The sequence below is a fragment of the Gynuella sp. genome, assembly GCF_050297175.1.
Lineage (GTDB): Bacteria > Pseudomonadota > Gammaproteobacteria > Pseudomonadales > Natronospirillaceae > Gynuella.
Map to the genome: position 1 here is coordinate 103,298 of NZ_JBNKSF010000026.1, position 23,695 is coordinate 126,992.

The window sequence follows — 23,695 nt, forward strand, 5'->3', positions numbered from 1 at the left end:
GCATCCATACTGCATACGGTTCAAAACGACTAATACATGGAAAGGTAGGGTGTGTTTTCCGCGAAGTATTCGTGGGAGTCTGCGTTTTGAACGGCTCTTCCAGGATTGGTTCTGGCTAAACGCTTGGCATTTGATTGACCGTAGGCGTTATCATCAGTACCGGCTACCACGTTAAAATGTGACATCTCGTGTACTAGAGTGCCGGCTTTTGAGTCTGTTCCAGTCAATGGTGCTGACCAGAAGGCTCTGCAAATGTAAATTTTGTAAGGGTCATTTGGATATACATACGCATAATAATTGTCATTGCATGCGCAACTCAGACGGACTGGAGCTGAACTTAACGCGCTGGAAATACTTCGAAAATGAGCCGTCACTGTATTTTGCCGATTACGGTTGGGTGATCCAAACCAAGTGGTATAACGTGGTGCGCTGGTCGGCATGGATGCACTGTTTAGAGCACTGGATGCCGCAGAGGCAATATTGACAGCTGCATTCATTGAGCTGTTGAGTGTATTGATCTGGCTGGATGAGCAATATTCATAATTAGTTGAGATTGTTTCGCTCTGAATCTTCTTTACAGTATTTGGTTGAAAGAAAATTTTCAGGCTGTTGCTGCTTGCTTCAATGTCCGTGCTTTTGGCCCGAGTTGTGTTGATTGTGGAATTTGTCTTGTTAGCGGTTTCCACGATTGCAGTTACGGACCCATCGAGATAAACAGAGTAATAGCTTGCCTGCTCCATTTTGTAATAACGGGACAGGTCGACAGTTACAGATTTACTCTCGTGTGGTTTAAACGTCACATAATCGGTTTCTTCAGGTTCGCCCCGCTTGACCAGCCGTCCTTGATAGCTCTGGAACTTGCCGTCAGCCGAAATTGAGAAAACGTCTGCACTGAGTTCTTTTTCCAGTGGGGTATTCCACTTCAAAACCTTCAAAAATTCATCACTGTTATTGGTGATAACAACGTTGATTTCAGAAGTGCTGGTGCTTTTTTTGGTCGCCTGAAGTGAAAAGGATAACAGCCCGTTACCAGCTGCAAGTGCGAAGAAGGGAGTTAATGATAGAATTATTATTGTGCACAGTAGCTTTATTATCTTCATGGATGATTTCCTGCTATAAAGATTTCGGTGATCGTGGTTGAAAAATAATATAAGGCAATGGCTTGTCTTTCTGGCGAATTTAGGTTGACGCACTTATGCCCTTTATCATCTGCATTATGTTGTCGATACCGCCTGAACACTTTGCCAAAAAATACTAACGTTAACCGGCAAAAATATTCTCCCATTCATTAGTGGGATAAAGTTGGAAATGCTTCGCACGTGTGGCATATATCTGTGCTTATTGCATTCCTTGTCTGTCATAAAAATTACGATTGATTAGGGAATCTCTGAAAAATGGTCTATTTTCGCGCAGGACATTGTCAGCCCCAGTCTCGCATCCTCATTTAGGCCAGTAAATTGCAGTGCTGCGAGTGATGCTTCCTCGATTGCATTAAAACTATTCCTATTTTTCAGAGGCCCCTTAGCGTTTTTGAGAACCTTTCGTGTCGTATAAATGAAGTTTGTTGATGCTTGGAAATAGGAAATAGGGAGGATAAACCCAGCGCCTGTCAATCGGGCCGGGTTTGGAGAGTCAGTTAATAAGATATCCTATTAAAGGGTGACATCAGCTGTTAGCTGCCCACTGTGCCAGTAGTATCGCTTGCGAATCAACACTCTCGCCTTCGTTTTCCGGTTGTAGCAGATGATAGTTGCCTTCACCGTCCAGCACCCAGGCGTGGGTATTGTCTGCCAGCGCGAGCTTGAGGTCATCTATGATACGTTCCCGGAGTTTTTTGGATTTCAACGGGAAACAGGTTTCCACACGATGAAACATATTGCGTACCATCCAGTCGGAACTGGCCAGCCAGAGTTCTGGATCACCGTTGTTTTCAAAATAAAATACCCGGCTGTGTTCAAGAAAGCGGCCTACGATAGAACGTACTCGTATGTTTTCTGACAGTCCTGGAATTCCTGGTTTTAAATGGCATATGCCACGGATGATCAGGTCAATCGAGACGCCGGCTTGTGAAGCCTTGTACAGTTCAGTAACCAGCTGCTCTTCACACAGCGAATTCATTTTCAGAATAATGTGTGCGGTTTTGCCGTTGTTTGCGTTATCCACTTCCCGTTGAATTTTACGGATCATAGAACGGTGCAGAGTGAACGGAGCATGCAGCAGGGTTTCCATTTTGGACATTTTGCCCATACTGCTGAGCTGCAGAAAAATACGATAGACATCTTCTCCACAAGATTTGTCTGCGGAAAACAGACCGTAATCAGTATAAACCTGCGTGGTTTTGGCGTGGTAGTTGCCAGTTCCCAGGTGGACATAGTTGCGCAGTTGGTTTTTTTCCTTTCTGGCAATCAATAGCATCTTGGCATGGGTCTTAAACCCAACCACACCGTAAATGACGTGGATACCGTAACGCTGCAGCTTGTTAGCCAGGGCAACGTTGTCCTGTTCATCAAAACGGGCACGCAGTTCCACGACGACAGTCACTTCTTTGCCGGCTCTGGCTGCCTGAACCAAAGCGTCTACCACAGGTGATTCTGAACCGGTACGATAGAGAGTCTGTTTAATAGCGAGGACCTGGGGGTCTTTGGCTGCTTGACGTATCCATTCCACCACCGTGCTGAACGATTCATATGGATGATGGACCAGAATATCCTGGCGACGGATAGCATCGAAATAGTTATCGTAGCGTTTAAATGCCCGTGGTACGGATTGCGTAAACGGCGGAAAATAGTGAGCAGGATCTTTGATCAGACTAAACAGATCATTGAAGCGGGATAAGTTGACCGGACCGTTGACTTTGAACATATCACGGTTGCCTACTTCGCAGCGATTGAGCAGAAATTCCAGCTGGTCTTCCGGTGTATTGTCTGCCAGTTCAATACGGACTTCATCACCGTATTGGCGATAGGCAAGTTCCCCTTCCATGGCTCTGAGCAGATCATCGGTTTCCTCTTCATCCAGAAAGATGTCCGTATTCCGTGTCAGTCTGAACTGATAGCAACCCAGCACTGTCATCCCGACAAACAGTTCATCCATAAAATGGTGAATGATTGATGACATCAGGATAAAACCGCGTCCTTCGCTGACCAACTCAGAAGGGAGTTCGATAATATTGGGCAATGATCGTGGCACCTGGACAATGGCCCGCCCGGAGTTTCGTCCAAAGGCATCTTTGCCATTGAGGCTGACGATAAAGTTAAGACTTTTATTCAGGATTCGTGGAAACGGGTGCGCAGGATCGAGACCAATCGGGCTGAGCAGTGGTAAAACATCGCTTTGAAAGTAGTTATGCAGGTAGTTGATCTGATCGCTGACCCATTCATCCCGGCGCAGAATATAAATACCATTTTCCCTGAGTAACGGCAGAATCTGTTCATTTAGAACTGTATATTGCTGATGGACAAACTCATGTGCCTGTTCTGCGATTGCCTCTTTGGTCTGAGTGATGGTCATGCCATCGGCAAAGGAGGTTGTTCCTGATCCGCGCTCAATCAGTTCAATCAGACCTCCAACCCGGACCTCAAAGAATTCATCCAGATTGGTGGCTGAGATACATAGGAATCTAACTCGTTCCAATACCGGCAGGGACGCATCTGTGGCTTGATGCAATACCCGCTTGTGGAATTGCAACAGGCTGAGTTCACGATTAAAAAAAGATAATTCTTTCATATAACAACCGCTTTTTATCAGGCAATAAACGGATAACAGTATAAGACGTAACTGTTACAGAATTGTAATGGAAGATAAAGTTATTCAGACGAGGCGGTTGACAGTGACCCGTCAACCGCAAATCAGTGACTATCGGTGAGGGGGGGATTACATGCCTTTAACCGCGTAGATCCCGGGAGCGTTACGCCAGTATCCTTTGTAGTCCATGCCGAAACCGAAGACAAAGCGGTCTTCACATTCAAGGCCAATGTAGTCTGGAAGGATATCCGGGCGGGCTTTACGGTCGTGCAGTTTATTCAGCAGAACGGCTACGTGTAAGTCACCGACCTGCTCATTACGGCAATGGTCAACAATGGCACCGAGGGTGGAGCCTTCATCATAGATGTCATCGACAATCAGGATGGTGCGGTCTTTGAGTTGTTGAGCAGGAAACGCTTTCCAGTCCAGTTCAGAACCGCGGGTTTCATTGCGATAGCGGGTGGCATGCAGATAACTGACTTCAAGTGGAAAGCCGAGCTTGGTGACCAGTTTACCAGTTAGTACCAGTCCGCCATTCATGACACTGAATACAATCGGATTTTTACCAGAAATATCGTTACTGATCTCTTTTGCCATGCGGTCAATTGCAACTTCTATCTGGCTTTCACTGAATAAACAATCAGCTTCGTCCATAACTTGCTGGATATCGCCGGGAACGGGGGTCATTACTATCTCCAAAATAAGGTGTATGGCATATGCGGAAACAACGGACAGTGCGCCACTAAATATTTACGGAACCGGGAAGTCGCGGGACGCATTGAATCCACAGTTCCAGGAGGACAGCTAAGGTTAATGGCTCGGCAGTTTTATCGCAACTGTTCGACCAGACCCTTTATAATGTTATAGCGTCACAGGCTTTTAACAGTAAGGAGTTTCGCCATGAAACTGGCATTGGTATGGGCAATGGCCCGAAATCGGGTTATTGGTAAAGATAATCAATTGCCCTGGCGGCTGCCGAATGACATGAAGCGTTTTCGACAGCTGACCACAGGCAAGTGTGTCATCATGGGGCGTAAAACCTATGATTCATTGGGCCGGCCCTTACCAGATCGCGAAAACATTGTGATCACCCGACAACAGCAACTTAGTTTGCCGGGGGTACATGTCGTTGGCAGCCTTGAAGAGGCTATTGAGCTGGCGGAATCACTGTCTACGACCCGGCAGCAGGATGAAATCATGGTTATGGGAGGAGCTGAAATATACGCCCGTGCGTTGCCCGTTGCAGATCGTTTGTATATTACTCATGTACATGCCGATATTGAGGGCGATACCTGTTTCCCGGAATTTGATATGCAGCCCTGGCAGTTGCAGAGTACAGAGGAGTTCTGTGCGGATACTGATAACTCCTACGACTACAGTTTTGCGGTGTACAGCCGCTGAGCATGTTTGCCGGTAAATTATCGTTCAGCAAATTAGCAGCACAAAAAAAGCCCTGATATCAGGGCTTTTTTGGGTGAGGGGTGTAAAAACTACATCCGGTTAACCGCATTACTTGGTGCAAAATCCTCAACCTTCAGCGGGCTGTGGTTTTTGATGTATTCAACCAGCATGTCCGCATCTACGAACCCTGTGTTGACGTAATTCGGGTGATCCGTAATTTTAGGATATCCATCACCGCCGGAAGCCACATAGGCATTGACGGCCAGGCGATAGGTAGCATTCATATCCAATGGTTTACCTGCAATTTTAACATTCATGATCTTACCGTTTTTCACGTCCATACTGACGCCATCGAATTGTGCAAATGCGCCGCTGCCCGCTTCTTTGTTCGCAGCCACTGTCAGATAGTCAAACAATTCTTTGCCGGTAAAATCCACATAACTCAGCATGTTGGCAAATGGCTGTACAGTCAGAACGTCTTTATAGGTGATATCACCGCCTTCCATATCGGCACGAATACCGCCAGAGTTCATGACGCCCACGTCTGCTTTGGTTTTTTCCTTCTGAGCTTTGGCGATCAGGTTACCTAAATTGGTTTCCTGTTTACGCACGACGCTACGATCACCTACAAAAAGGCCATTGCTGCTGCCAATAATGACGTTCAGGGATTCGGAGCCTTTTTCCTGGTATGGAGTGAGTAGAGCCAGCATGGCAGGGTCTTCCGCAATTTCTTTTTCCATCAGGGTATAAATGGATTTGCCGTCAGCATCCTTTTCTTTTTTCTTCAGATTGACGGGAATAAGGCGATACTGGTAGTTCTGAATTTTGCCATCCTGAATGACGAGATCCAGGCGTCCAACATATTTACCCCATTCATAAGCCTGGAGAATCAAGGTGTTGTTCTGAACATCAGGCTCGAACAATGGATTCTGGGAGTGACCGCCCACGATCACATCAATGCCGGATACCTTGCGTGCGAGAGTTACATCACCGGGGGCATTGCCACCGTAGTTACCGTTCGCATAGTGCCCCATGTGAGTGGCTGCCACGACAATATCGGCTTTCTTGCGCAGTTCCGGAACGAGTTTTGAAGCGACGCTGACAGGGGAGCGGAAATCCAGGTCGCCGGTGTATTCAGGGTTACCGATTTTGACAGTGTCTTCGGTGGTCAGGCCCATAACCGCAATTTTATTACCCTGTACATTAAAGATTTTATAGGGCTTGAATAGGGTTTTATCGGTGCCTTTGTAAAAAATATTCGCACTCAGGAACGGGAATCCAGCCCAGCTTTCCTGTTTTTCAAGCACTTCCCGGGAATTGTCGAATTCGTGATTACCTACCGCCATGGCGTCATAGCCAAGTGCTTTCATACCGATGAAGTCAGGTTTGGCATCCTGCAGGTCTGACTCCGGTACACCTGTATTGATGTCACCGCCGGACAATAACAGTACGCTGCCTCCTTCAGACTCAACTTCAGAACGAATGCTGTCGATGAGTGTCTTGCGGGCGGCCATGCCATATTCGCCTTTATCGTTTTTCCAGAAGCGACCATGGTGGTCGTTGGTATGCAGAATCGTCAGGTGATATTGCTTGCCTGCTTCGTACTTGGGGGACATCATTGAACAGCCGTTGATCAGGGAGATCGAAGCGATCAGTATCGTGGCCAAAGATAGTAAGCGTTTCATATTGAGTGGCTTCCTTTGTCTTTTAGTTATCGTTTGTTGGGACTATTAGCACGTATTTTGTATGCATGATTGTGTCCAACTGTGACAGTTGGATGACATTATTGCGAGGGAGTTAATACAGCAGGCTCTGACCAAGTGGTCAACAAAAAAATGTGAAATCAATCAATTCTGTCGAAATTGTGCAGGTAGTTCCCCGCGCTGGTGCGCATTTGGTCAGTCGTGATCAATAATGGTACTAACCAGTTATGTTTATGACCGGGTCGGTACATATGCCTAAAAAATATATAGATGAAGATCCTGTAACATTTATCGTTGTTCTACCACTGTTATTAGACAAACCTGTTTGTTAATACAGCCTCTGTCTCGATCTTATTCACCATTGTCTGACAGGTTAGCGGCTGCAGTTGCAGATAAATTCAGCTCCTGTTCGGAGTATTCGGCAGATACTGACAGTGCCTGTTTCCTGGAGACGAGAACGCCACAGTGTTGACAAAACCAATCCTGACAGCCGCATGCTCTCAACTGTTCAAGTAAGTTTTTACAGTGGGGACAAAATTTTTTGACCATATGGTTAACTTTTGCGGTAATGTTGGCTTATTATCTGCTGTAGGGTTTGATTCAAGTTGACCATGATCAGGTTATGGTCAAAGAAGCACCGATTTACCAAATTGGTGTTAGTTGATCAAGAATAGAGCTTCAATTTGTTTAAGCAAATTGCTAATTTAGCGGCGCTTTGAAGCTCGATATAATTAAAAACTGTAAACCCAAGGGGAAAGTCACCATGAATGGTTTTATCAAAGTCGCGGCTGCCGCCGCTGTTGCTTTGTCTGCATCTGTTTCGATGGCAGCAAAGTTTGCTCCTGCCGTTATTTATGATCAGGCTGGTAAGAACGACAAGTCGTTTAATGAAGCTGTATATAAAGATGGTGTTTTGCCATTTACAGCAGATACTGGTGTTAAAGTCCGTGAATTTGAACCTCAGAATGAAGCTCAAATGGAACAGGGTTTACGACGCCTGGCACAACGCGGTAACAGTCCGATTATCGCAGTTGGTTTCACCTATGATTCGCCATTGAAGAAGGTGGCCAAAGAATTCCCGGACATACAGTTTGCTATTATCGATTCTGTTATTGACCTCCCCAATGTTCAATCCATCGTTTTTGCTGAGCACGAAGGTTCATTCCTGGTAGGTGCATTGGCTGCTATGAAGAGTAAAACCGGTGCCGTCGGTTTTATCGGTGGTATGGATATTCCTCTGATTCGTAAATTCGCCTGTGGATATGTCCAGGGTGCTAAATATGTAAACCCGAATATTTCCGTGTTTGAAAACATGACAGGTACTACGCCTGCTGCCTGGGGGGATCCGGCCAAAGGTGCAGAGCTGGCCAAGGCCCAGTTTTCCAAAGGTGCTGACGTGGTCTATGCTGCGGCAGGTGGTACAGGTATCGGTGTTTATCAGGCTGCCAAAGATGAAGGCAAATATGCTATTGGTGTAGATTCCAATCAGAATTATATGCAGCCAGGAACCATGCTAACGTCGATGACCAAAAAAGTGGGCGACGCATCTTACCAGTCCTGGAAAGAGGCTCAGGAAGGTACCTGGAAAGGTGGCCTGAAAGTGATGAATCTTGCTGCCAATGGTGTTGACTGGGCATTGGATGAATACAACAAAGATCTGATCACTGATGATATGAAAGCCAAAATGGATTCGATTAAAGAAGATATCAAATCCGGCAAAATTAAAGTATATGACTACATGACTTCAAACAGTTGTGACATACAGTGAGCTAATAGAATAAGAACTATATAAGGCGGTTTATCGCAAGGTAACCGCCTTTTTTAATTAACACAGTTACGCTGTTTAATGAGTCTGTTGGATAACGAAATGCCTGATACAGGTCTTTGACTGGCTGCATTTTGATATTTCCAGCGACTCAGACAGCCCCGAAAAACTCACAGGATTGAAACGGTTTGGTACCGGATTTTTCAGGGTGAAAGGGTAGATGTATCAGGACGATGCATTTGCGCACCTGGTTTATAAGTTACCTGTATAGCAGGCCCAGCACGGTGATGATATGACAGACTCTCTCGCCATAGAGCTTCGCGGTATCGATAAGCGGTTTGGTGACGTTCACGCCAATAAATATATCGATTTAAAAGTTAAAAAAGGCACGATTCACGGAATTGTCGGAGAAAACGGTGCCGGTAAATCAACCCTGATGAGCATTATCTACGGATTTTATCAGGCAGATGCCGGTGACATTCTGATAGATGGTCAAGTGGTTCATATTAAGGGTTCTCAGGATGCCATCAATGCCGGTATCGGCATGGTGCATCAGCATTTCATGCTGGTGGATAATTTTAGTGTTTTGGAAAACGTTATGCTGGGAACTGAGGGCGGCATGATGTTACGTCAGGGAATGGGGGCGGCCCGCACTGAACTGCAACGATTGGCAAACGACTATGGGCTCGATATTGATCCGGATGCCATTGTTGAGGAGTTACCGGTTGGGTTGCAGCAGCGGGTGGAGATTCTCAAGGCCTTATATCGTGGTGCCAAAGTTTTGATTCTGGATGAACCGACCGGTGTGCTGACTCCGCAGGAAACCGAACATCTGTTTAAGATTCTGGCTTCGCTGAAGGAGCGGGGGACTACGGTAATTCTGATCACCCATAAACTTCGGGAAATTATGGCGGCGACGGATCACGTTTCTGTCATGCGGCGAGGTGAAATGGTGGCTCATGTGGATACCCCCAATACCAACCGTGAAGAACTGGCCGAACTGATGGTGGGACGAAAAGTGCGTTTTAAGGTTGAACGCGAGGCTCATGAGCCTGGTAAAGCACTGTTATCCGTTAAGGATGTTGTCGTTCGTGAAGGTGGTGTGGATCGTCTCAAGAACATTAGTTTTGAGGTCCATGAAGGTGAAATTCTGGGTGTGGCAGGTGTTAGCGGCAATGGTCAGTCAGAGTTGCTGGAAGCATTGTCAGGTATTCGTCCAATCAATGGCGGTGTCATAGAGCTGAACGGCCACCAGATTACCGCAGAGTATCATATGGATCCTTATCAGGTTCGAGGCATTGGTGTAGGGCACGTCCCTGAAGATCGCCATAAGATGGGGTTGATCAACAAGTTTGATGCTCAGGAAGCTTTTATTCTCGGCTATCACCGGAAAGCTGAGTACAACCATATGTTTTTACAGAATAAAGCTGCCATTCTTAAAGATTGTCAGGAAAAAATGGATACCTGGGATGTCAGGCCTGCAGATCCCAATTTGAAAACCGCTAACTTTTCCGGCGGTAATCAACAAAAACTGGTGATTGCCCGTGAAGTTGAGCAGGACCCCGACGTCCTGTTAGTGGGGCAACCGACGCGGGGGGTCGACATCGGTGCTATCGAGTTCATTCATAAGCGTATCGTTGAAATGCGTAATGCCGGTAAAGCAGTGTTATTGGTTTCCGTTGAGCTGGATGAAATTATGAGCCTGGCAGATCGGATCATTGTAATGTTCGACGGTAATATCGTCGGTGAAATCTCCAGTGATCAGGCTGATGAAAAAACCCTGGGCCTGATGATGGCCAATTGTATTCCCGATCATCTGCAGCAGGCTGGAGGAAACGCATGAGTCAGCAACGTATTCCCGCATGGATTAATTATGCCGTTATCCCGGTGTTGAACGTTTTGGCCGCATTCCTGGTATCGGCAATGGTATTTATTTATATCGGTGTCAGCCCAATCGATGCCGCCAAGGTTATGTGGCAGGGAGCATTTGGTTACTCCGAAGGTTGGGGGTATACCCTTTATTACACAACCGGCTTTATTTTTACCGGTCTTGCCGTGGCCGTGGCATTCAGTGCACAACTGTTCAATATTGGTGGTGAAGGTCAGGCCTATCTGGGAGGGCTGGGAGTAGCGCTCGTTTCGTTGTGGTTGGGTAATTCATTGCCAGCGATTATCGTTGTGCCGTTGGTGATTATTGCTGCGGGTGTTTTCGGCGCTGCGTGGGCATATATCCCGGCCTATTTGCAGGCCAAGCGTGGCAGTCATATCGTTATCACCACGATCATGTTTAATCTGATCAGTAACTCTCTGATGGGCTATATGCTGGTGCAAGTGCTTAAACCTGCAGCCAGTATGGCATCTGAATCCGCCATCCTGCCGGAAAACAGCTGGATACCCAGAATGCACGAGGTGCTGGCATTAGTGGGTATCGATGTTACACCAACTCCCTGGAACCTCTCTTTTGTGTTTGCGCTGTTGTGTTGTGTCTTCGTCTGGTTGTTCCTGTGGCATACCCGGTGGGGGTATGAAATCCGTGCCTTTGGCGCTAATGCTTCTGCGTCTGCTTACGCTGGGGTCAGTTCGGTTAAAATCGTGCTGCTGGCGATGATCCTGTCTGGCATGTTGTCCGGATTTTTCGCGCTCAATGCGATATCCGGGGATGTGCATCAGTTGAAACTCAATTATGTCGCGGGGTTTGGCTTTACGGGTATTGCGGTGGCTCTGATGGGACGAAACCATCCGGTGGGTATCATTCTGGCCAGTCTGTTGTTTGGTTTTCTTTATCAGGGTGGTGCAGAGTTGGCGTTTGAGTTCCCAGGTGTGGACAGCAAAATTATTGTGGTACTGCAGGGGCTGATCATTTTGTTCAGTGGGGCTCTGGAATATATGTTTAAACCGAGCGTGGAGAAACTCTATCTCTCACTGACATCTTCCCGTTCGGAAAATGATGAGGAGGCACAAAATGCTTGAGTTTTGGTTTAACTGGATCATTTTGCCTCTGGACAGCATGTTGCGATTGTCAACGCCGCTGGTGTTGTGCGCACTTGCTGGTATGTTTTCCGAGCGTTCCGGGGTGGTGAATATTGCTCTGGAAGGTATGTTGCTTGCGGCGGCATTTGCGGCAGCTGCGGGGGCTTTCGTCAGTGGCTCTGCCTGGATCGGAATGCTGGCTGCCATGGGTACCACTATTGCGTTATCGATGTTGCATGGCTTTGCGACTATCACTCACCGGGGCAATCAGATCGTGTCCGGTATGGCGATTAATATTCTGGTGACCGGGGCCACGGTGATTCTGGGGCGCTATTGGTTTAATCAGGGAGGACAGACGCCCAATTTACAGGGAGATGCGCGTTTTGAGTCAATCCACTGGTGGGGTGCCGAAAAAGCCATGGATATCCCCATCATCGGTCCGATTTACGGTGAAATTCTGAGTGGTCATTCCATCGTATTGTATCTCGCGTTTGCGCTGGTACCTTTGAGTTGGTTCATTCTGTTCCGTACCCGTTTCGGTTTGCGCCTGCGAGCAGTGGGTGAGAGCCCTGCTGCGGTCGATACGGCGGGGATTTCGGTCATTAAAATGCGTTACCTGGCGTTGGTTGTTTGCGGTATTCTGACTGGCGTTGCCGGCTCATACCTGTCTACCGGTGGTAATGTGGCGCAGTTCATTCCCAATATGAGTGCTGGTAAGGGCTATATTGCGCTGGCTGCGTTGATTTTTGGTAAATGGCGCCCAGTACCGGCCATGTTCGGCTGTTTCCTGTTTGGCCTGTTGGAAGCTTATGCCATTCGGCTTCAGGGGGTGGAGATTCTGGGTATAGGAGCGATTCCTGTGCAGTTTATTGAAATGGTGCCGTATGTTTTGACCGTGGTTCTGCTGGCGGGCTTTATCGGTCAATCCCGGGCGCCAAAAGCGGTCGGTATCCCCTATGTAAAAGAACGGGAATAACCGTTCGTTTGTCATTGCTCCCGGCGCTCACAAGGGCCGGGAGTCCGTTCTGGAACCTCTGAAAAATGGCCTATTTTCGCGCATGACGTTGTCAGGCCCCGTCTCGTATTCTCATTTACACCCGTAAATTGCGGTGTTGCGAGTGGTACTTCCTCGTCTGCATCAAAACTATTCCTATTTTTTTAGAGGCCCCATCGTTCTTATGTTTGCTGGCAACCGAAATACTGCCAGTCCCCAGATTGATCTTAGCGGTCATGCCCATCCCCCTGATGAGCGCTTTAACACCATGAGTTTTTGGCTGTACCAGCCGAGTGTCAAATCCAGCAAAACATCGTTAATGACGAAGGTTTATCCGTATGCCGATTCATACTCATGGAAAGTTCGTACCGTCCTGGATATGGTGAGGGAAACATCAAACAGTCGTTATCACGTGTTTTGATATTGGTTACCATTCTGGCCTGTGGTGTCTCCCTGAAGACCCAGGGTTATACTGGTCATTGATGTCAGTAGACCAACCACGAATATCATTTTTATTGTTTCGGCGGATGACAGTTTGTCGACAGCTTTCTTGCCATTGATGGAAAAATGCAGGGTCAAAGCAAAATCGGATTGGATGGGATAGAGCCCGGAGGCAGATCACCGCTGGAATGAACGACCACAACGCATTTCATTCGCAACATCCTCCATTTGGTGAAAAATGGTCATCTCATAAGCTGCAATGGTTATTGCAGTAACTGGCTCAGTGGTTATAACCCGGTCATTCGTTATGCTGTACTGAGAGTATGAAAATGAGATGTGTCATTATTGGCCTTGCGCCAATGTTAGGCCATGATATCAATGGGGTTTACGCTACCTCACCGGACTTTATGATTGGGTTATTATTCACTGAATTCTGGTGCAAGGAGTTGTTTTTGACCGTAAAGAGCATGGATATCGAACTGCTTCGTCGCCCAGGCTAACATGTCGTTCAGATCCATCGAAGGATCCGGAGTCAGACCCAGCGCTTTCAGTACCCATAACAGACAGTTGCGAGGCTCCAGGTCGTTTACCGGACGTGCAAACGTTTGTTTACTGAGTTTTTGTCCGGTGTGATTCACTAGCACCGGTAGATGCGCATAGATTGGCGTGCGGTAGTTCAGTCGTTGCTGTAGGTAGATTTGCTTGCAGGTGGAATCATAGAGGTCGATACCGCGCACGATTGTATTGATATGCTGAGCATGATCATCAACGCAGACGGCCAGTTGGTAAGCAAATAAACCATCGCGCCGGCGAATGACAAAATCGCCCCCCTGTTCAGTCAGAGACCAACGGCCACATCCTTGTAGCAGATCGTCAAATTGAATAATTTGCTGATCGGTGCGGACCCGAATCGCACTGTCGGGCCTGTCTGAATCGTAACGATGGCAGTGACCTGGATAGGCGGCAAACGATTCCAGTTCTTTGCGTGAGCAACGACACCAGAACAGTTTATGCTGCTGTCGAAGTTGCTCAATGGCTTCCAGGTAATACGAATGGTGATGGCTTTGATAAATTACTGATTCATCCCAGTACAAGCCAAAGCGTTCCAGCGTTCTAAGGATATCATCGCTGGCCCCAGGTACTTCGCGGGGCGGGTCAAGATCCTCTATCCTCACCAACCATTTGCCATTTTGTTGGCGTGCATGCAGGTAACTGGCCACTGCGGTAAACAGTGACCCCAGATGTAGAGGGCCCGTCGGTGAGGGGGCAAAACGACCACGATATTCCGACATCAGTCTTTCTTGGTTTTTTTCCTGATGACTCCAAATCCACCGCTGTCAGTTGCTGGTTTTTTAGCGGGTCTGGACTTTTTCACAACAGTCTTGCTGCTGTTTTTCTTTTTCTTCGAGCCCTGGGTTTTACCGGATGCCTTAAGCTTCTTCGGACCGGTGAAACTGCCTTTCAGTGCCTTGATCTGGCGTTGTTCAAAGCGAATTCCCAGGTATCTCTCAATACCGACCATCAGGTTCCATTCATTAGCGGTTACAAACGATATGGCCAACCCTTCTGTACCTGCACGGCCGGTACGCCCCACTCGATGCAGATGATCATCACCTTTACGGGCAAAATCGAAGTTGATCACCAGATCTATGCCGTCGATATCAAGCCCTCTGGCTGCAACGTCTGAGGCCACTAATATCTTCAGGCCCTGGTTGGTAAAAGCCTGCATGACTTTTTTTCGCTGCTGATGCTGCTTTTCGCCATGCAGTACTTCCACCCGGTGATCATGGTAACGTAAAACGTTGCCAAGAGAATCTGCCTGATCGCGGGTATTACAGAAGATAATCGTTTTGTCGTAAGTCTCGTTCTGTAACAGCCAGTCGAGCAGCCTTTCTTTATGTTTCCGGTTATCTGCCAGAATAATCTGCTGCCGGATACTTGGCTGTTCCTGGGTTTCCGTCAGATCGATGTGTTCGGCATCGGGAGTCATGATTTCGCGGGCCAGCCGCAATACTGCCGGATCATTCAGGGTTGCTGAACATAGCAGTGTCTGGCGTTGTGTTTGACAAGCTTTGACAATATTCAGAACGTCCTCATGAAAGCCCATGTCGAGCATTCTGTCGGCTTCGTCGATAACCAGGTATTCCAGATCCTGCAGAAATACCTGTTTGGCCGTAAGGTGTTCCAGTAGGCGTCCCGGTGTGGCGATGATGATTTCCGGGTTTTTACGGATTTTGGCGGCCTGTGGTTTAAGGCTCTCACCGCCGGTGACAACAATGCTGTTGATGCCGGTAAAAGCTGCCAGAGCCTGACAATCGTTGAATAACTGGCTGGCCAGTTCTCGCGTGGGTGACAGGATGAGTGCAAGGGTGTCGGTATTATCTTTTTTTCGGCGCACCAGTCGCTCAAGCAGCGGCAACAAAAAAGCCGCGCTTTTACCGCTTCCAGTGCTGGCACTCAGCAGCAGGTCTTTTTGTTCAAGTGCTTTGGGTATGACAGCCTGCTGAATATCAGTCGGCTGCTCCCAGTTCAGTTGGGTGATCGCCTTGAGCAGCGATTCGGAAAGTTCAAAGTGTGTAAACAAATTGCATTACCACATTAAGTCATCGGGAATGACGAAATCCTTGTAAGGATCGTCTTCATCTGCCTGGTTTTGCCCGGCATAACCTGGTTCGTTCAGGAAAATCACCAGTTCGGCATCACGTTCGGCTATTTTTTGCGCAACAATTCTGGGTACCAGACGATAGCTGTCCTCAAATGAAACAATAGCCAGCTGACCACGTTCAAGTTGAGCCTGTTGTTCTGCTGTGACGTACATCTGCTTCACCAGAGTACCGTGTTTAAAATGAAAGGTCAGCTCACCCGTATCATGATTGATGTGGCTGGTTTCGATCATTTGTTTGATCTGGGCCAAAATCGCCCGTGCCCGTGCTTCTTCATCGCGCTTGCGATTCAGTTCTCTGGATTTCTCCGCTTCGGCTTGCCGGACCGCGGTTATATCGACCTTATCGTCCTCTGTCGATACTTTGTGTTTACGCTGCAGTTTCTCGGCCTGCTGCTTTTGTTTTTTTATCTGTTGGGACTTCTTCTTATCAACCAGCCCGGCTTTCAGCAGCTGGTCCTGTAATGAATTTGCCATGATGATCAAAGCTCTCAGGTAAAAATTGCTGCTAATGCTATAGCAGAGCGGGGAAAATTCAAAAGCCCAAGCTGTTTTCCGGTGCAATGGGCCTAAACTACAGGGATGCTTTTGTGATCTTTGTCTGGCAGGAGGTTCTGGCCAGCGGAATTATTGACGGATTAACCGCAGGTCGTATTGACGAAATTTGCGCAAATACGGATTCTGGTGAAAAAAACAACAATATTAAGGAGAAGTGTATGGCGACTCAGCCCGTAGCAGTAGTGACTGGCGCAGGTGCGGGGATCGGTCTGGCGATTGCTGCATCATTGGCAACGCGATTTAAAGTGATCGTGACTGATCTGGATGAAGGGGCGGCCAGATCGGCGGCAGCGTCGATTCGCAGCAATGGTGGTCAGGCAGAGGGTATACAGCTCGATGTTTGTTCCAGTACAGATATCGATGCAGTGATTCAGCAGTGTGAGCGGGTGGATGTGTTGGTAAACAATGCCGGTATTCAACACGTATCCCGGTTGGAGGACTTTCCTGTCGGGCGTTGGCAGATGGTGCTGAATGTTCTGTTGGTTGGTCCAGCCATGCTCACCAGGGCAGCCATGCCGAGAATGAAACAACAGAACTACGGCCGAATCGTTAATATCGGTTCCATTCACTCACTGGTGGCATCGCCATATAAAAGTGCTTATGTCGCAGCCAAGCATGGTTTACTCGGTTTTTCCAAGACGGTGGCGTTGGAGGTCGCGGAACACGACATAACGATCAATACCATTTGCCCTGCTTATGTGAAGACTGCGTTGGTGGCACAACAGATTGCTGCGCAGGCACATGAACATGAAATATCTGAGCAGGCTGTGATCGATAATATTATGTTGGCTCCTATGCCTAAAAAGCAGTTTATTGGTATGGACGAAATCACTGCCTCGGTAGATTTTTTAATATCGCCGGCAGGTAAGAATATTACCGGTCAGACCATTGTTTTGGATGGTGGTTGGACGGCAAGATAGTGTTTTCTCGCAGCTCATTTCACGATGTTCGCAGCATCTGTGAATATTGTGAACTAATACTCCATATTGTTGCTTATAACGCTGTTAGGGCTGCATTAATGTCATGGATAAAAATTTTGCGCCTTGAAAAAACCAAGGTCTGTTACAGGATTTACAGGTTTTCTGAGCGCTGGTTTGTTAAATAAAAGGACATTTAGTTACATTGTTAACTATTAATTGGCTGACATGTTGAGTTTTTTTGTTTTATTTGAAATGAGAAATTCGTCTCATTGCCATCCATAAAAATACCAATCCTATTTTTCGGATAAAAGCCTTTAACTTGGTATATTTCAGGCTTTTTACCATGACTGTTCGTTGTTGATGAAAAATATTTCATTTCGTTATATTTAGAATTCTATGATGAGTTTTAGTTAATTATCTGGCTTATCTATTCAATTGTTTTGAACGGATTGAGGGGGGCAGGTTTTTACGTTGTTACCATTTTCGGCGAACACTTTTCTGTCTATTGTCTTGGCGTCGATTAACAAATACGTCCAGGAAGTTTCCAAAAAACGTAATTAAAAAAATAGTCGTTCGGACGATAGTAATATAGAAAAAACGTCCGTCAGAGTTTTGGCTGAAGCTGATGTGTTTGGTTACGTATTCTTGAATCTGGCTTAACGACACAGCAAAAAATGGACATTGATCTGCTGACATTCAATTTTAAAACTATTGTCATCAGAGCTAGCAAACTACGCGAGATTATTACGGCATTCGTAGTTGAGTAAGGAATAACGCACTCATTAAGAATCGCATAGATCAATGGGAACAAATTTATGACAAATCGAAGATGCAATTTTGCCATAGCATCCATTTTGACGATCGGAGCCATTTACGGAACCGCGGCTCAGGCGGCAACCTGTGAGTATCTGGTAAACAGTGAATGGAATACTGGCTTCACTGCAATAATTAAAATCAAAAACGACGGTAACAGCGCCATCGATGGCTGGCAGGTTGGCTGGGAGTACACAGATGGCTCTCAGGTAACCAGTGGCTGGAATGCAAATGTAACCGGTACCAATCCCTATACTGCCACTAATCTCGGATGGAATGGCAACATATCTGTAGGCCAGAGCGCAGAGTTTGGGCTCCAGGGTACCAAAGGCTCCACCGGTGCGGCGGCTCAGATACCGACAGTTACCGGTAGTGTATGCGGTGGTGGAGGTACTCCGACCAATCAGGCCCCGGTTGCAGCTGCCCAGGCGACACCCACAACTGGCAATGCCCCATTGGCAGTCAGTTTTTCCGCCAGCGGCTCCACCGATGCCGATGGTGACACATTGACATATAGCTGGAGTTTTGGCGACGGAACAACCGGTACTGGTGTCACAGCTGCACATACATACTCCGCAGCAGGTGATTATACTGCCACTGTGACCGTTAGTGATGGCTCGCTGACAGACACCGCCAGTGTCAATATTACTGTAACGACTGAAAGTGGTAATACACCTCCAAATGCAGTGATCAGCAGCGATGTTCGCGGTGGAAAAGCACCTGTGGTTGTCGCTTTTGATGCCAGTGATTCCACGGATGCGGATAATGATCCGCTGACCTATAGCTGGGTCTTTGGCGATGGTTCCACTGGAACAGGGCCAAACCCAAGTCATTTGTTCTCAGATCCGGGATCTTATGTTGTTACTGTGACCGTCAGCGATGGCCAGGACAGTGATCAGGCATCTACCACAATCACCGTAACCGATGGCTCCAGTGGTGCCGCTCGGGTCGATAACCCATTCCGTGATGCGGTATGGTATGTAAACCCAGAGTGGTCTGCTAAAGCAGCAGCTGAACCTGGTGGTGCTGCCATTGCAGATATCAATACTGCAGTCTGGATGGACCGTATTGGTGCGATTGAAGGCACTTCAACCTTGATGGGTTTACGTGACCACTTGAACGAAGCATTAGTTCAGGGGGCAAACCTGTTTATGTTTGTGGTTTACGACCTGCCGAATCGTGACTGTAAGGCGCTTGCTTCCAATGGAGAACTGTTGATCTCTGAAGGCGGTATGGCCCGGTATAAGGCGGAATATATTGATCCGATTGCGGAAATTCTGGCTGATCCTGCCTATAAAGATATCCGTATCGTCGCCATTGTTGAAATCGACTCCCTGCCTAACCTGGTGACAAACCTGAGTGTACCTGCCTGTCAGGAAGCGAATGGTGTGGGTGGCTATCGTGAAGGTATCACCTATGCACTGAATGCACTTTCACCGCTTGATAATGTATATGCTTATGTTGATGCTGCGCATTCAGGCTGGCTTGGTTGGGATAGTAACTTTGGTCCTGCGGTTGACCTGATCTCCGAAGTTATCACAGGAACTGACGAAGGTTGGGACAGTATTGCCGGTTTTATTTCCAATACTGCTAACTATACTCCGACTGTTGAGCCATATCTGCCAGATCCTACTTTGAATGTTGGTGGGCAACCGGTCAGATCCGCTAAGTTCTATCAGTGGAATTCTTATTTCGATGAGAAAAGCTACGTACAGGAATTCCGTAGAAAAATGATTGCCAAAGGTGCACCAAGCACTATTGGTATGCTGATTGATACCAGCCGTAACGGTTGGGGTGGTGTAAAAAGACCAGACAGTGCTGATAGTTCTTCCGATCTGAATACCTATGTTGACAACACTAAGGTCGATCAACGGCATCATCGCGGACACTGGTGTAACCAGCCTGGAGGCATTGGTTATAAGCCATGGGCAGATCCATACACTGGTGTAGATGCGTTTGTCTGGGTTAAACCACCAGGAGAATCTGACGGTGTGGCTGATCCTAACTTTGAACCGGATCCAGATGACCCAGCTAAACAGCATGATCCAAATTGTAATCCTGATGGGCAAAGTACCGAAGATTCAAGTTTTGGTACCGACGCATTGCCAGGTGCACCTCATGCAGGCCGCTGGTTCCCAGAAGGTTTCCGGGTTCTGTTGGAGAACGCTTATCCGCCAGTTGATGAGCCTGCTGGTCCCCCAGCGCAATAATTATTGATAATGACATTAAAAAGGAGCATTAATGTGCTCCTTTTTTTTGAATGGATATTTTCCTTAAGTATATTGATTTGTATTCTGAAAAATATCTTTTTTAAAACGATATCTTGGCAACATTTTTTTTCAAAAAAAAGCCAACAAGTTGTTTGGTGAAGTATTTTTTTGAGTTCATGCCAAAGGATGAGTACTGTGGAGGGCATCTTTAAACAGTCGTGCTACAGTTCTCGAAACAATTGTATCTGCCTTGCAAAAAAAACAGGCTGAATCATACTGCGCGTATGCATATATCCAGTAGGAATATTTATGAGATAACATTCATACTTAGAAATCGTAATTGCATGACCCGGCTGTACATAAATGTCTTCATTGGTGGATAGAGTTTATGGGGTCGACTGAGCAGTCAACATGAAGACTGTCAGGGAAAATACAGTATTAAGCGAAACATTAAAGGTATGCCCATGTGAAAGGACGATGATTAGTTTGGGTAGTATTTGCCTGATTCAATCAGTGTAACCAGTTAAAAGAGCAAAAAAAATCATGGCTACCATTCGTCAAATATCTAAACATGCACAAGTCTCTATTGCGACTGTGTCCAGAGTAATTAACAATTCAAAATGGGTTGCAGAAGCAACACGCGAAAAAGTCCTGGATGCAATTAATGAACTTGGATATCGGTCAAATAAAACACCAGGATCAATTGATTCATTTCGTTCGAATATTGTGGGTCTGGTTGTCAGTGACCTGTCCGGTCCCTTCTTTGGCGATATGATGCACAATATCGAAGATGTCCTCCGGCAGGAAGGGCGGCAGATGATTGTTAGTAATGGTCATGGTGACCTTTCACAGGAACGTGAAGCCATTCATTTTTTATTGAAACATCATTGTGATGCACTGATATTGCATTTGGATGCAATGAGCGATGAAGAGATCATTGGCTTTGTTCAGGCACAAAAGACACCTGTTGTATTGATTAATCGCTATATTCCGGCATTAGCAAAAAACTGTATAGCGATGGATAACGAACAGGGAGGATACCTGGCCGCGAAGTCGCTGTTGGACAGAGGGCATAGAAAGCTCGTATGTCTCACCGGGCCGTTATTCAAACCAGATGCCCGGTCCCGGTTTCAGGGATTTCGACGTGCTGTTGAAGAATATGGTCTGCGGTTCAGTGAAGACCGCGTAGTTGAGGCTGATTTCAACGAATCATCAGGTGCCAAGGCAATCAGTAGGATTTTGAAGCGCAATCTGCCCTTTACCGGTGTGGTATGTGGTAATGATTTAATGGCGATTGGTGCTATCCGGCGATTACAGGAATACCAATTGAAGGTTCCGGATGATGTTTCTGTCGTTGGGTATGATGATGTCATGCTGGCGGGTTATTTTCAGCCATCACTCGCGACTGTCCGTGTTCCTGTTAACCGTATGGCGCAGCAGGCTGCCAAGCTTGCAATCAGTCTGAGTCAGCATCAGAAATGTGACATTAACCGGATATTTAAACCTGATCTGGTACTGCGCCAATCAGTCAAGGAGCAGGCATTTGAAGTGGCTGAGCCTGGCAGAGTGTTATTAACCGGCTAGCGTCGTGTCGCCAGTATCGTACTAAACGTAATCAACAACCCTCCAAAAGCCTGAGTCAGACTCAGGCTTTCATTTAGCCAAATAACCGCAAATAGCGCTCCAAACAACGGTTCACTACCCATCAGTAATGCCACTTTACTGGCCGAGGTATATTGCACCGCACGGTTTTGAACGAAAAAGGCAAACAATGTACAGAATCCGACCAAGTATAGTGTGATCCACCAAAATTGTGCTTCCAGTGGGATCGTAATTGCCTTTTTTTCTGTAAAGCAGATAAGCAAAACCATTGCTCCGGTCGCTACGACCAGGGATTGGAGTGCCGTGAGGCTGGCCGTTGCGATTTGTCGGTTTTTCAGCAGGCGTTTGACTGTGGTGATCATGACGGCGCGTAGTGCCGCTGCTGCCAGTATTAACCAGTCACCACTGTTGAGTGACCAGTTCAAATTGTATTGCTGGGTCAGACAATAGACTCCCAGTATGCTTAACAATGCCATTAACAACGTTTTTGAGCCAGGCCGGATGCCGGTGACCAGATATTCGACAAAAGGCGTCATCAGTACATTCAGGCTGATCAGAAACGCAGCATTGGCGGCGCTGGTGTGTGCGACACCGGTCACTTCGCAACAGAAAATGGCTAACAATATCAAGCCTGTTGGAATAGCGACGATCCAGTCGGGATTCTGGCCCTGTTTGAATTCGAGCAGCATTTTGGGCAGCAGAGCCATATGGGTGAGCAGGAAACGTGTTGCGATAAAAAACATCACCGGCGTATAGGACAATGCCGTCTGTGTCAGTCCGTAGCTGGTACCCCAGAAGATGGCCACCAGTAGCAGAGATAACTCAGCCCAGCGGGGAGCGGAATGTGTGGAGGTAATCATGGTCATGGTAAGAGGGGCTCCTGTCTGTATTCCCATAACCCAGCATAATTATATATAGTGGTGAATATAATCCTGGTTATACGCATAGGACTTTTGCGTCATGAACACGAATCAATTGATCAACTTGTTACCGGATATGGCAATTCTTGTAACCGTGGTGGAGGCGGGGAGCTTTTCAGCGGCCTCTACGCGCCTCAATTTGTCTCCATCAGCGGTCAGTCGTTCGGTTTCGAAGTTGGAGGCCGCATTACAGGTTCGCCTGTTGGAGCGTACGACACGGCGTTTGAATTTGAGTACGGCTGGTAGGGAGGTGTTTCAGCAATGCCAGAGCATGCTGGCATCCGCACGTGTCGCCGCGAGTGCCGCTCAGGCAAAAAACGGTGAAGTTGTGGGGCTGTTAAGAGTTGCGGCACCAAAGGCATTCGCCCGGCGGGTTTTGACGCCTCTGGTACTGGAATTTATCCGCAGGCATCCAAAAGTCAGTGTGCATTTTAAGGTGGTGGACCACTTTATTGATCCGATCAGTGATGAAGTGGATGTGATCTTCTCGATTACTGATGCTCCGGTACCCGGTTTGGTGGCCAGGCCATTGATCAATAGTCGGTTGTTATTGTGTGCCAGCCCGGAGTATCTGGCTCGTAATGGCACTCCCACAACGCCGCAGCAGCTCAAAACTCACCAATGCATCAGAATTGGTGAGGAAGCTGATGATCTGACCTGGGAGTTTTTTCAGGGCGATCAAAAAGTGGCGGTCATTGTTGATGGTCCTATTGCTGTTAATCACTCGGAAATTCGCCGTGAGTCTGCGTTACAGGGGCTGGGTATTGCTGTTTTTCCAGAATTTACTGTCACTGACTACTTGTTGGCGGGAACGTTGATCAGGGTTTTGCCGGATTGGCAGTTGGGGGGACGCTATCAGGGGGTTGTGATGATGCAGTATGCCCGCTCAAAGTATGTTCCCAATCAGCAACGGGTGTTTGTAGATTTTGTGCAGCAACATTTCGCCGGTCAGCAAAACAGCTACTTTTTGCCTGAATAAAATTGACTGCCCG

General features: G+C 47.2%; 18 protein-coding genes. 9 read left to right on the forward strand and 9 right to left on the reverse strand.

Annotated features, from left to right (window positions below; genetic code table 11):
- Positions 1 to 29: 29 nt before the first annotated feature.
- The 3 genes from ACQY6I_RS09490 to ACQY6I_RS09500 form a co-directional block, all read right to left on the reverse strand.
- Positions 30 to 1,193, reverse strand: a complete 1,164-nt coding sequence (locus tag ACQY6I_RS09490) for a M35 family metallo-endopeptidase (protein ID WP_428241245.1) — start codon at positions 1,191 to 1,193, stop codon at positions 30 to 32.
- Positions 1,194 to 1,665: 472 nt separating this feature from the next.
- Entirely contained in the window at positions 1,666 to 3,726 is a 2,061-nt protein-coding gene (gene ppk1 / locus ACQY6I_RS09495) for a polyphosphate kinase 1 (protein ID WP_428241246.1), read from the reverse strand.
- A gap of 147 nt (positions 3,727 to 3,873) precedes the next feature.
- Positions 3,874 to 4,431 (reverse strand): hypoxanthine-guanine phosphoribosyltransferase, encoded by a 558-nt coding sequence (locus tag ACQY6I_RS09500; RefSeq protein ID WP_428241247.1) that lies wholly within the window; start codon positions 4,429 to 4,431, stop codon positions 3,874 to 3,876.
- A 213-nt stretch (positions 4,432 to 4,644) separates the two neighbouring features.
- On the opposite strand from ACQY6I_RS09500, the gene ACQY6I_RS09505 reads away from it, so the two are divergent.
- Entirely contained in the window at positions 4,645 to 5,145 is a 501-nt protein-coding gene (locus ACQY6I_RS09505; RefSeq protein WP_428241248.1) for a dihydrofolate reductase, read from the forward strand.
- Positions 5,146 to 5,234: 89 nt separating this feature from the next.
- Here the strand turns inward: ACQY6I_RS09505 and ushA are convergent, their stop codons facing one another.
- Positions 5,235 to 6,830 carry a bifunctional UDP-sugar hydrolase/5'-nucleotidase UshA gene (ushA, locus tag ACQY6I_RS09510; protein WP_428241249.1) on the reverse strand — a complete coding sequence of 532 codons (1,596 nt, stop codon included), beginning with the start codon at positions 6,828 to 6,830 and terminating at the stop codon, positions 5,235 to 5,237.
- A gap of 369 nt (positions 6,831 to 7,199) precedes the next feature.
- Complete coding sequence (locus ACQY6I_RS09515) at positions 7,200 to 7,397, reverse strand: zinc-ribbon domain-containing protein (protein WP_428241250.1); 198 nt, start codon at positions 7,395 to 7,397, stop codon at positions 7,200 to 7,202.
- A gap of 214 nt (positions 7,398 to 7,611) precedes the next feature.
- Here ACQY6I_RS09515 and ACQY6I_RS09520 point away from each other — a divergent pair, with 214 nt between their 5' ends.
- From ACQY6I_RS09520 to ACQY6I_RS09535, 4 genes are all read left to right on the forward strand, one after another.
- A complete protein-coding gene (locus tag ACQY6I_RS09520; RefSeq protein WP_428241251.1) occupies positions 7,612 to 8,616 on the forward strand; it encodes a BMP family lipoprotein in 1,005 nt (334 codons plus the stop codon).
- A gap of 289 nt (positions 8,617 to 8,905) precedes the next feature.
- Complete coding sequence (locus ACQY6I_RS09525) at positions 8,906 to 10,456, forward strand: ABC transporter ATP-binding protein (protein WP_428241252.1); 1,551 nt, start codon at positions 8,906 to 8,908, stop codon at positions 10,454 to 10,456.
- Positions 10,453 to 11,583, forward strand: a complete 1,131-nt coding sequence (locus ACQY6I_RS09530; RefSeq protein WP_428241253.1) for an ABC transporter permease — start codon at positions 10,453 to 10,455, stop codon at positions 11,581 to 11,583. The genes ACQY6I_RS09525 and ACQY6I_RS09530 overlap by 4 nt, the downstream gene beginning before the upstream one ends.
- The gene (locus ACQY6I_RS09535; RefSeq protein WP_428241254.1) at positions 11,576 to 12,559 is read left to right on the forward strand and encodes an ABC transporter permease; all 984 of its coding nucleotides are present in this window, start codon (positions 11,576 to 11,578) and stop codon (positions 12,557 to 12,559) included. Before ACQY6I_RS09530 ends, ACQY6I_RS09535 begins: the two co-directional genes overlap by 8 nt.
- Positions 12,560 to 13,437: 878 nt before the next feature.
- On the opposite strand, the gene gluQRS is transcribed toward ACQY6I_RS09535, so the two are convergent.
- Genes gluQRS through ACQY6I_RS09550 form a run of 3 tightly spaced genes read right to left on the reverse strand, consistent with a single transcriptional unit; the run spans position 13,438 to position 16,157 of the window.
- Positions 13,438 to 14,310, reverse strand: a complete 873-nt coding sequence (gene gluQRS / locus ACQY6I_RS09540) for a tRNA glutamyl-Q(34) synthetase GluQRS (RefSeq protein ID WP_428241255.1) — start codon at positions 14,308 to 14,310, stop codon at positions 13,438 to 13,440.
- Positions 14,310 to 15,602, reverse strand: a complete 1,293-nt coding sequence (locus ACQY6I_RS09545; protein ID WP_428241256.1) for a DEAD/DEAH box helicase — start codon at positions 15,600 to 15,602, stop codon at positions 14,310 to 14,312. Before ACQY6I_RS09545 ends, gluQRS begins: the two co-directional genes overlap by 1 nt.
- 6 nt (positions 15,603 to 15,608) lie before the next feature.
- Positions 15,609 to 16,157, reverse strand: coding sequence for a DUF2058 domain-containing protein (locus ACQY6I_RS09550; protein WP_428241257.1), 549 nt, complete (start codon positions 16,155 to 16,157; stop codon positions 15,609 to 15,611).
- 239 nt (positions 16,158 to 16,396) lie between these two features.
- Here ACQY6I_RS09550 and ACQY6I_RS09555 point away from each other — a divergent pair, with 239 nt between their 5' ends.
- The 3 genes from ACQY6I_RS09555 to ACQY6I_RS09565 all read left to right on the forward strand — a co-directional run bounded on the left by ACQY6I_RS09555 (position 16,397) and on the right by ACQY6I_RS09565 (position 21,765).
- Positions 16,397 to 17,158, forward strand: coding sequence for a 3-hydroxybutyrate dehydrogenase (locus tag ACQY6I_RS09555; RefSeq protein ID WP_428241258.1), 762 nt, complete (start codon positions 16,397 to 16,399; stop codon positions 17,156 to 17,158).
- Positions 17,159 to 17,973: 815 nt separating this feature from the next.
- Positions 17,974 to 20,181: a glycoside hydrolase family 6 protein gene (locus tag ACQY6I_RS09560; RefSeq protein ID WP_428241259.1), complete on the forward strand. Its 2,208-nt coding sequence runs from the start codon at positions 17,974 to 17,976 to the stop codon at positions 20,179 to 20,181.
- A 543-nt stretch (positions 20,182 to 20,724) separates the two neighbouring features.
- Positions 20,725 to 21,765 (forward strand): LacI family DNA-binding transcriptional regulator, encoded by a 1,041-nt coding sequence (locus ACQY6I_RS09565; protein WP_428241260.1) that lies wholly within the window; start codon positions 20,725 to 20,727, stop codon positions 21,763 to 21,765.
- Here ACQY6I_RS09565 and ACQY6I_RS09570 read toward each other — a convergent pair.
- A complete protein-coding gene (locus ACQY6I_RS09570; protein WP_428241261.1) occupies positions 21,762 to 22,649 on the reverse strand; it encodes a DMT family transporter in 888 nt (295 codons plus the stop codon). The two genes, ACQY6I_RS09565 and ACQY6I_RS09570, sit on opposite strands and share 4 nt — an antisense overlap.
- A 94-nt stretch (positions 22,650 to 22,743) precedes the next feature.
- On the opposite strand from ACQY6I_RS09570, the gene ACQY6I_RS09575 reads away from it, so the two are divergent.
- Complete coding sequence (locus ACQY6I_RS09575) at positions 22,744 to 23,682, forward strand: LysR family transcriptional regulator (RefSeq protein ID WP_428241262.1); 939 nt, start codon at positions 22,744 to 22,746, stop codon at positions 23,680 to 23,682.
- Positions 23,683 to 23,695 lie beyond the last annotated feature (13 nt).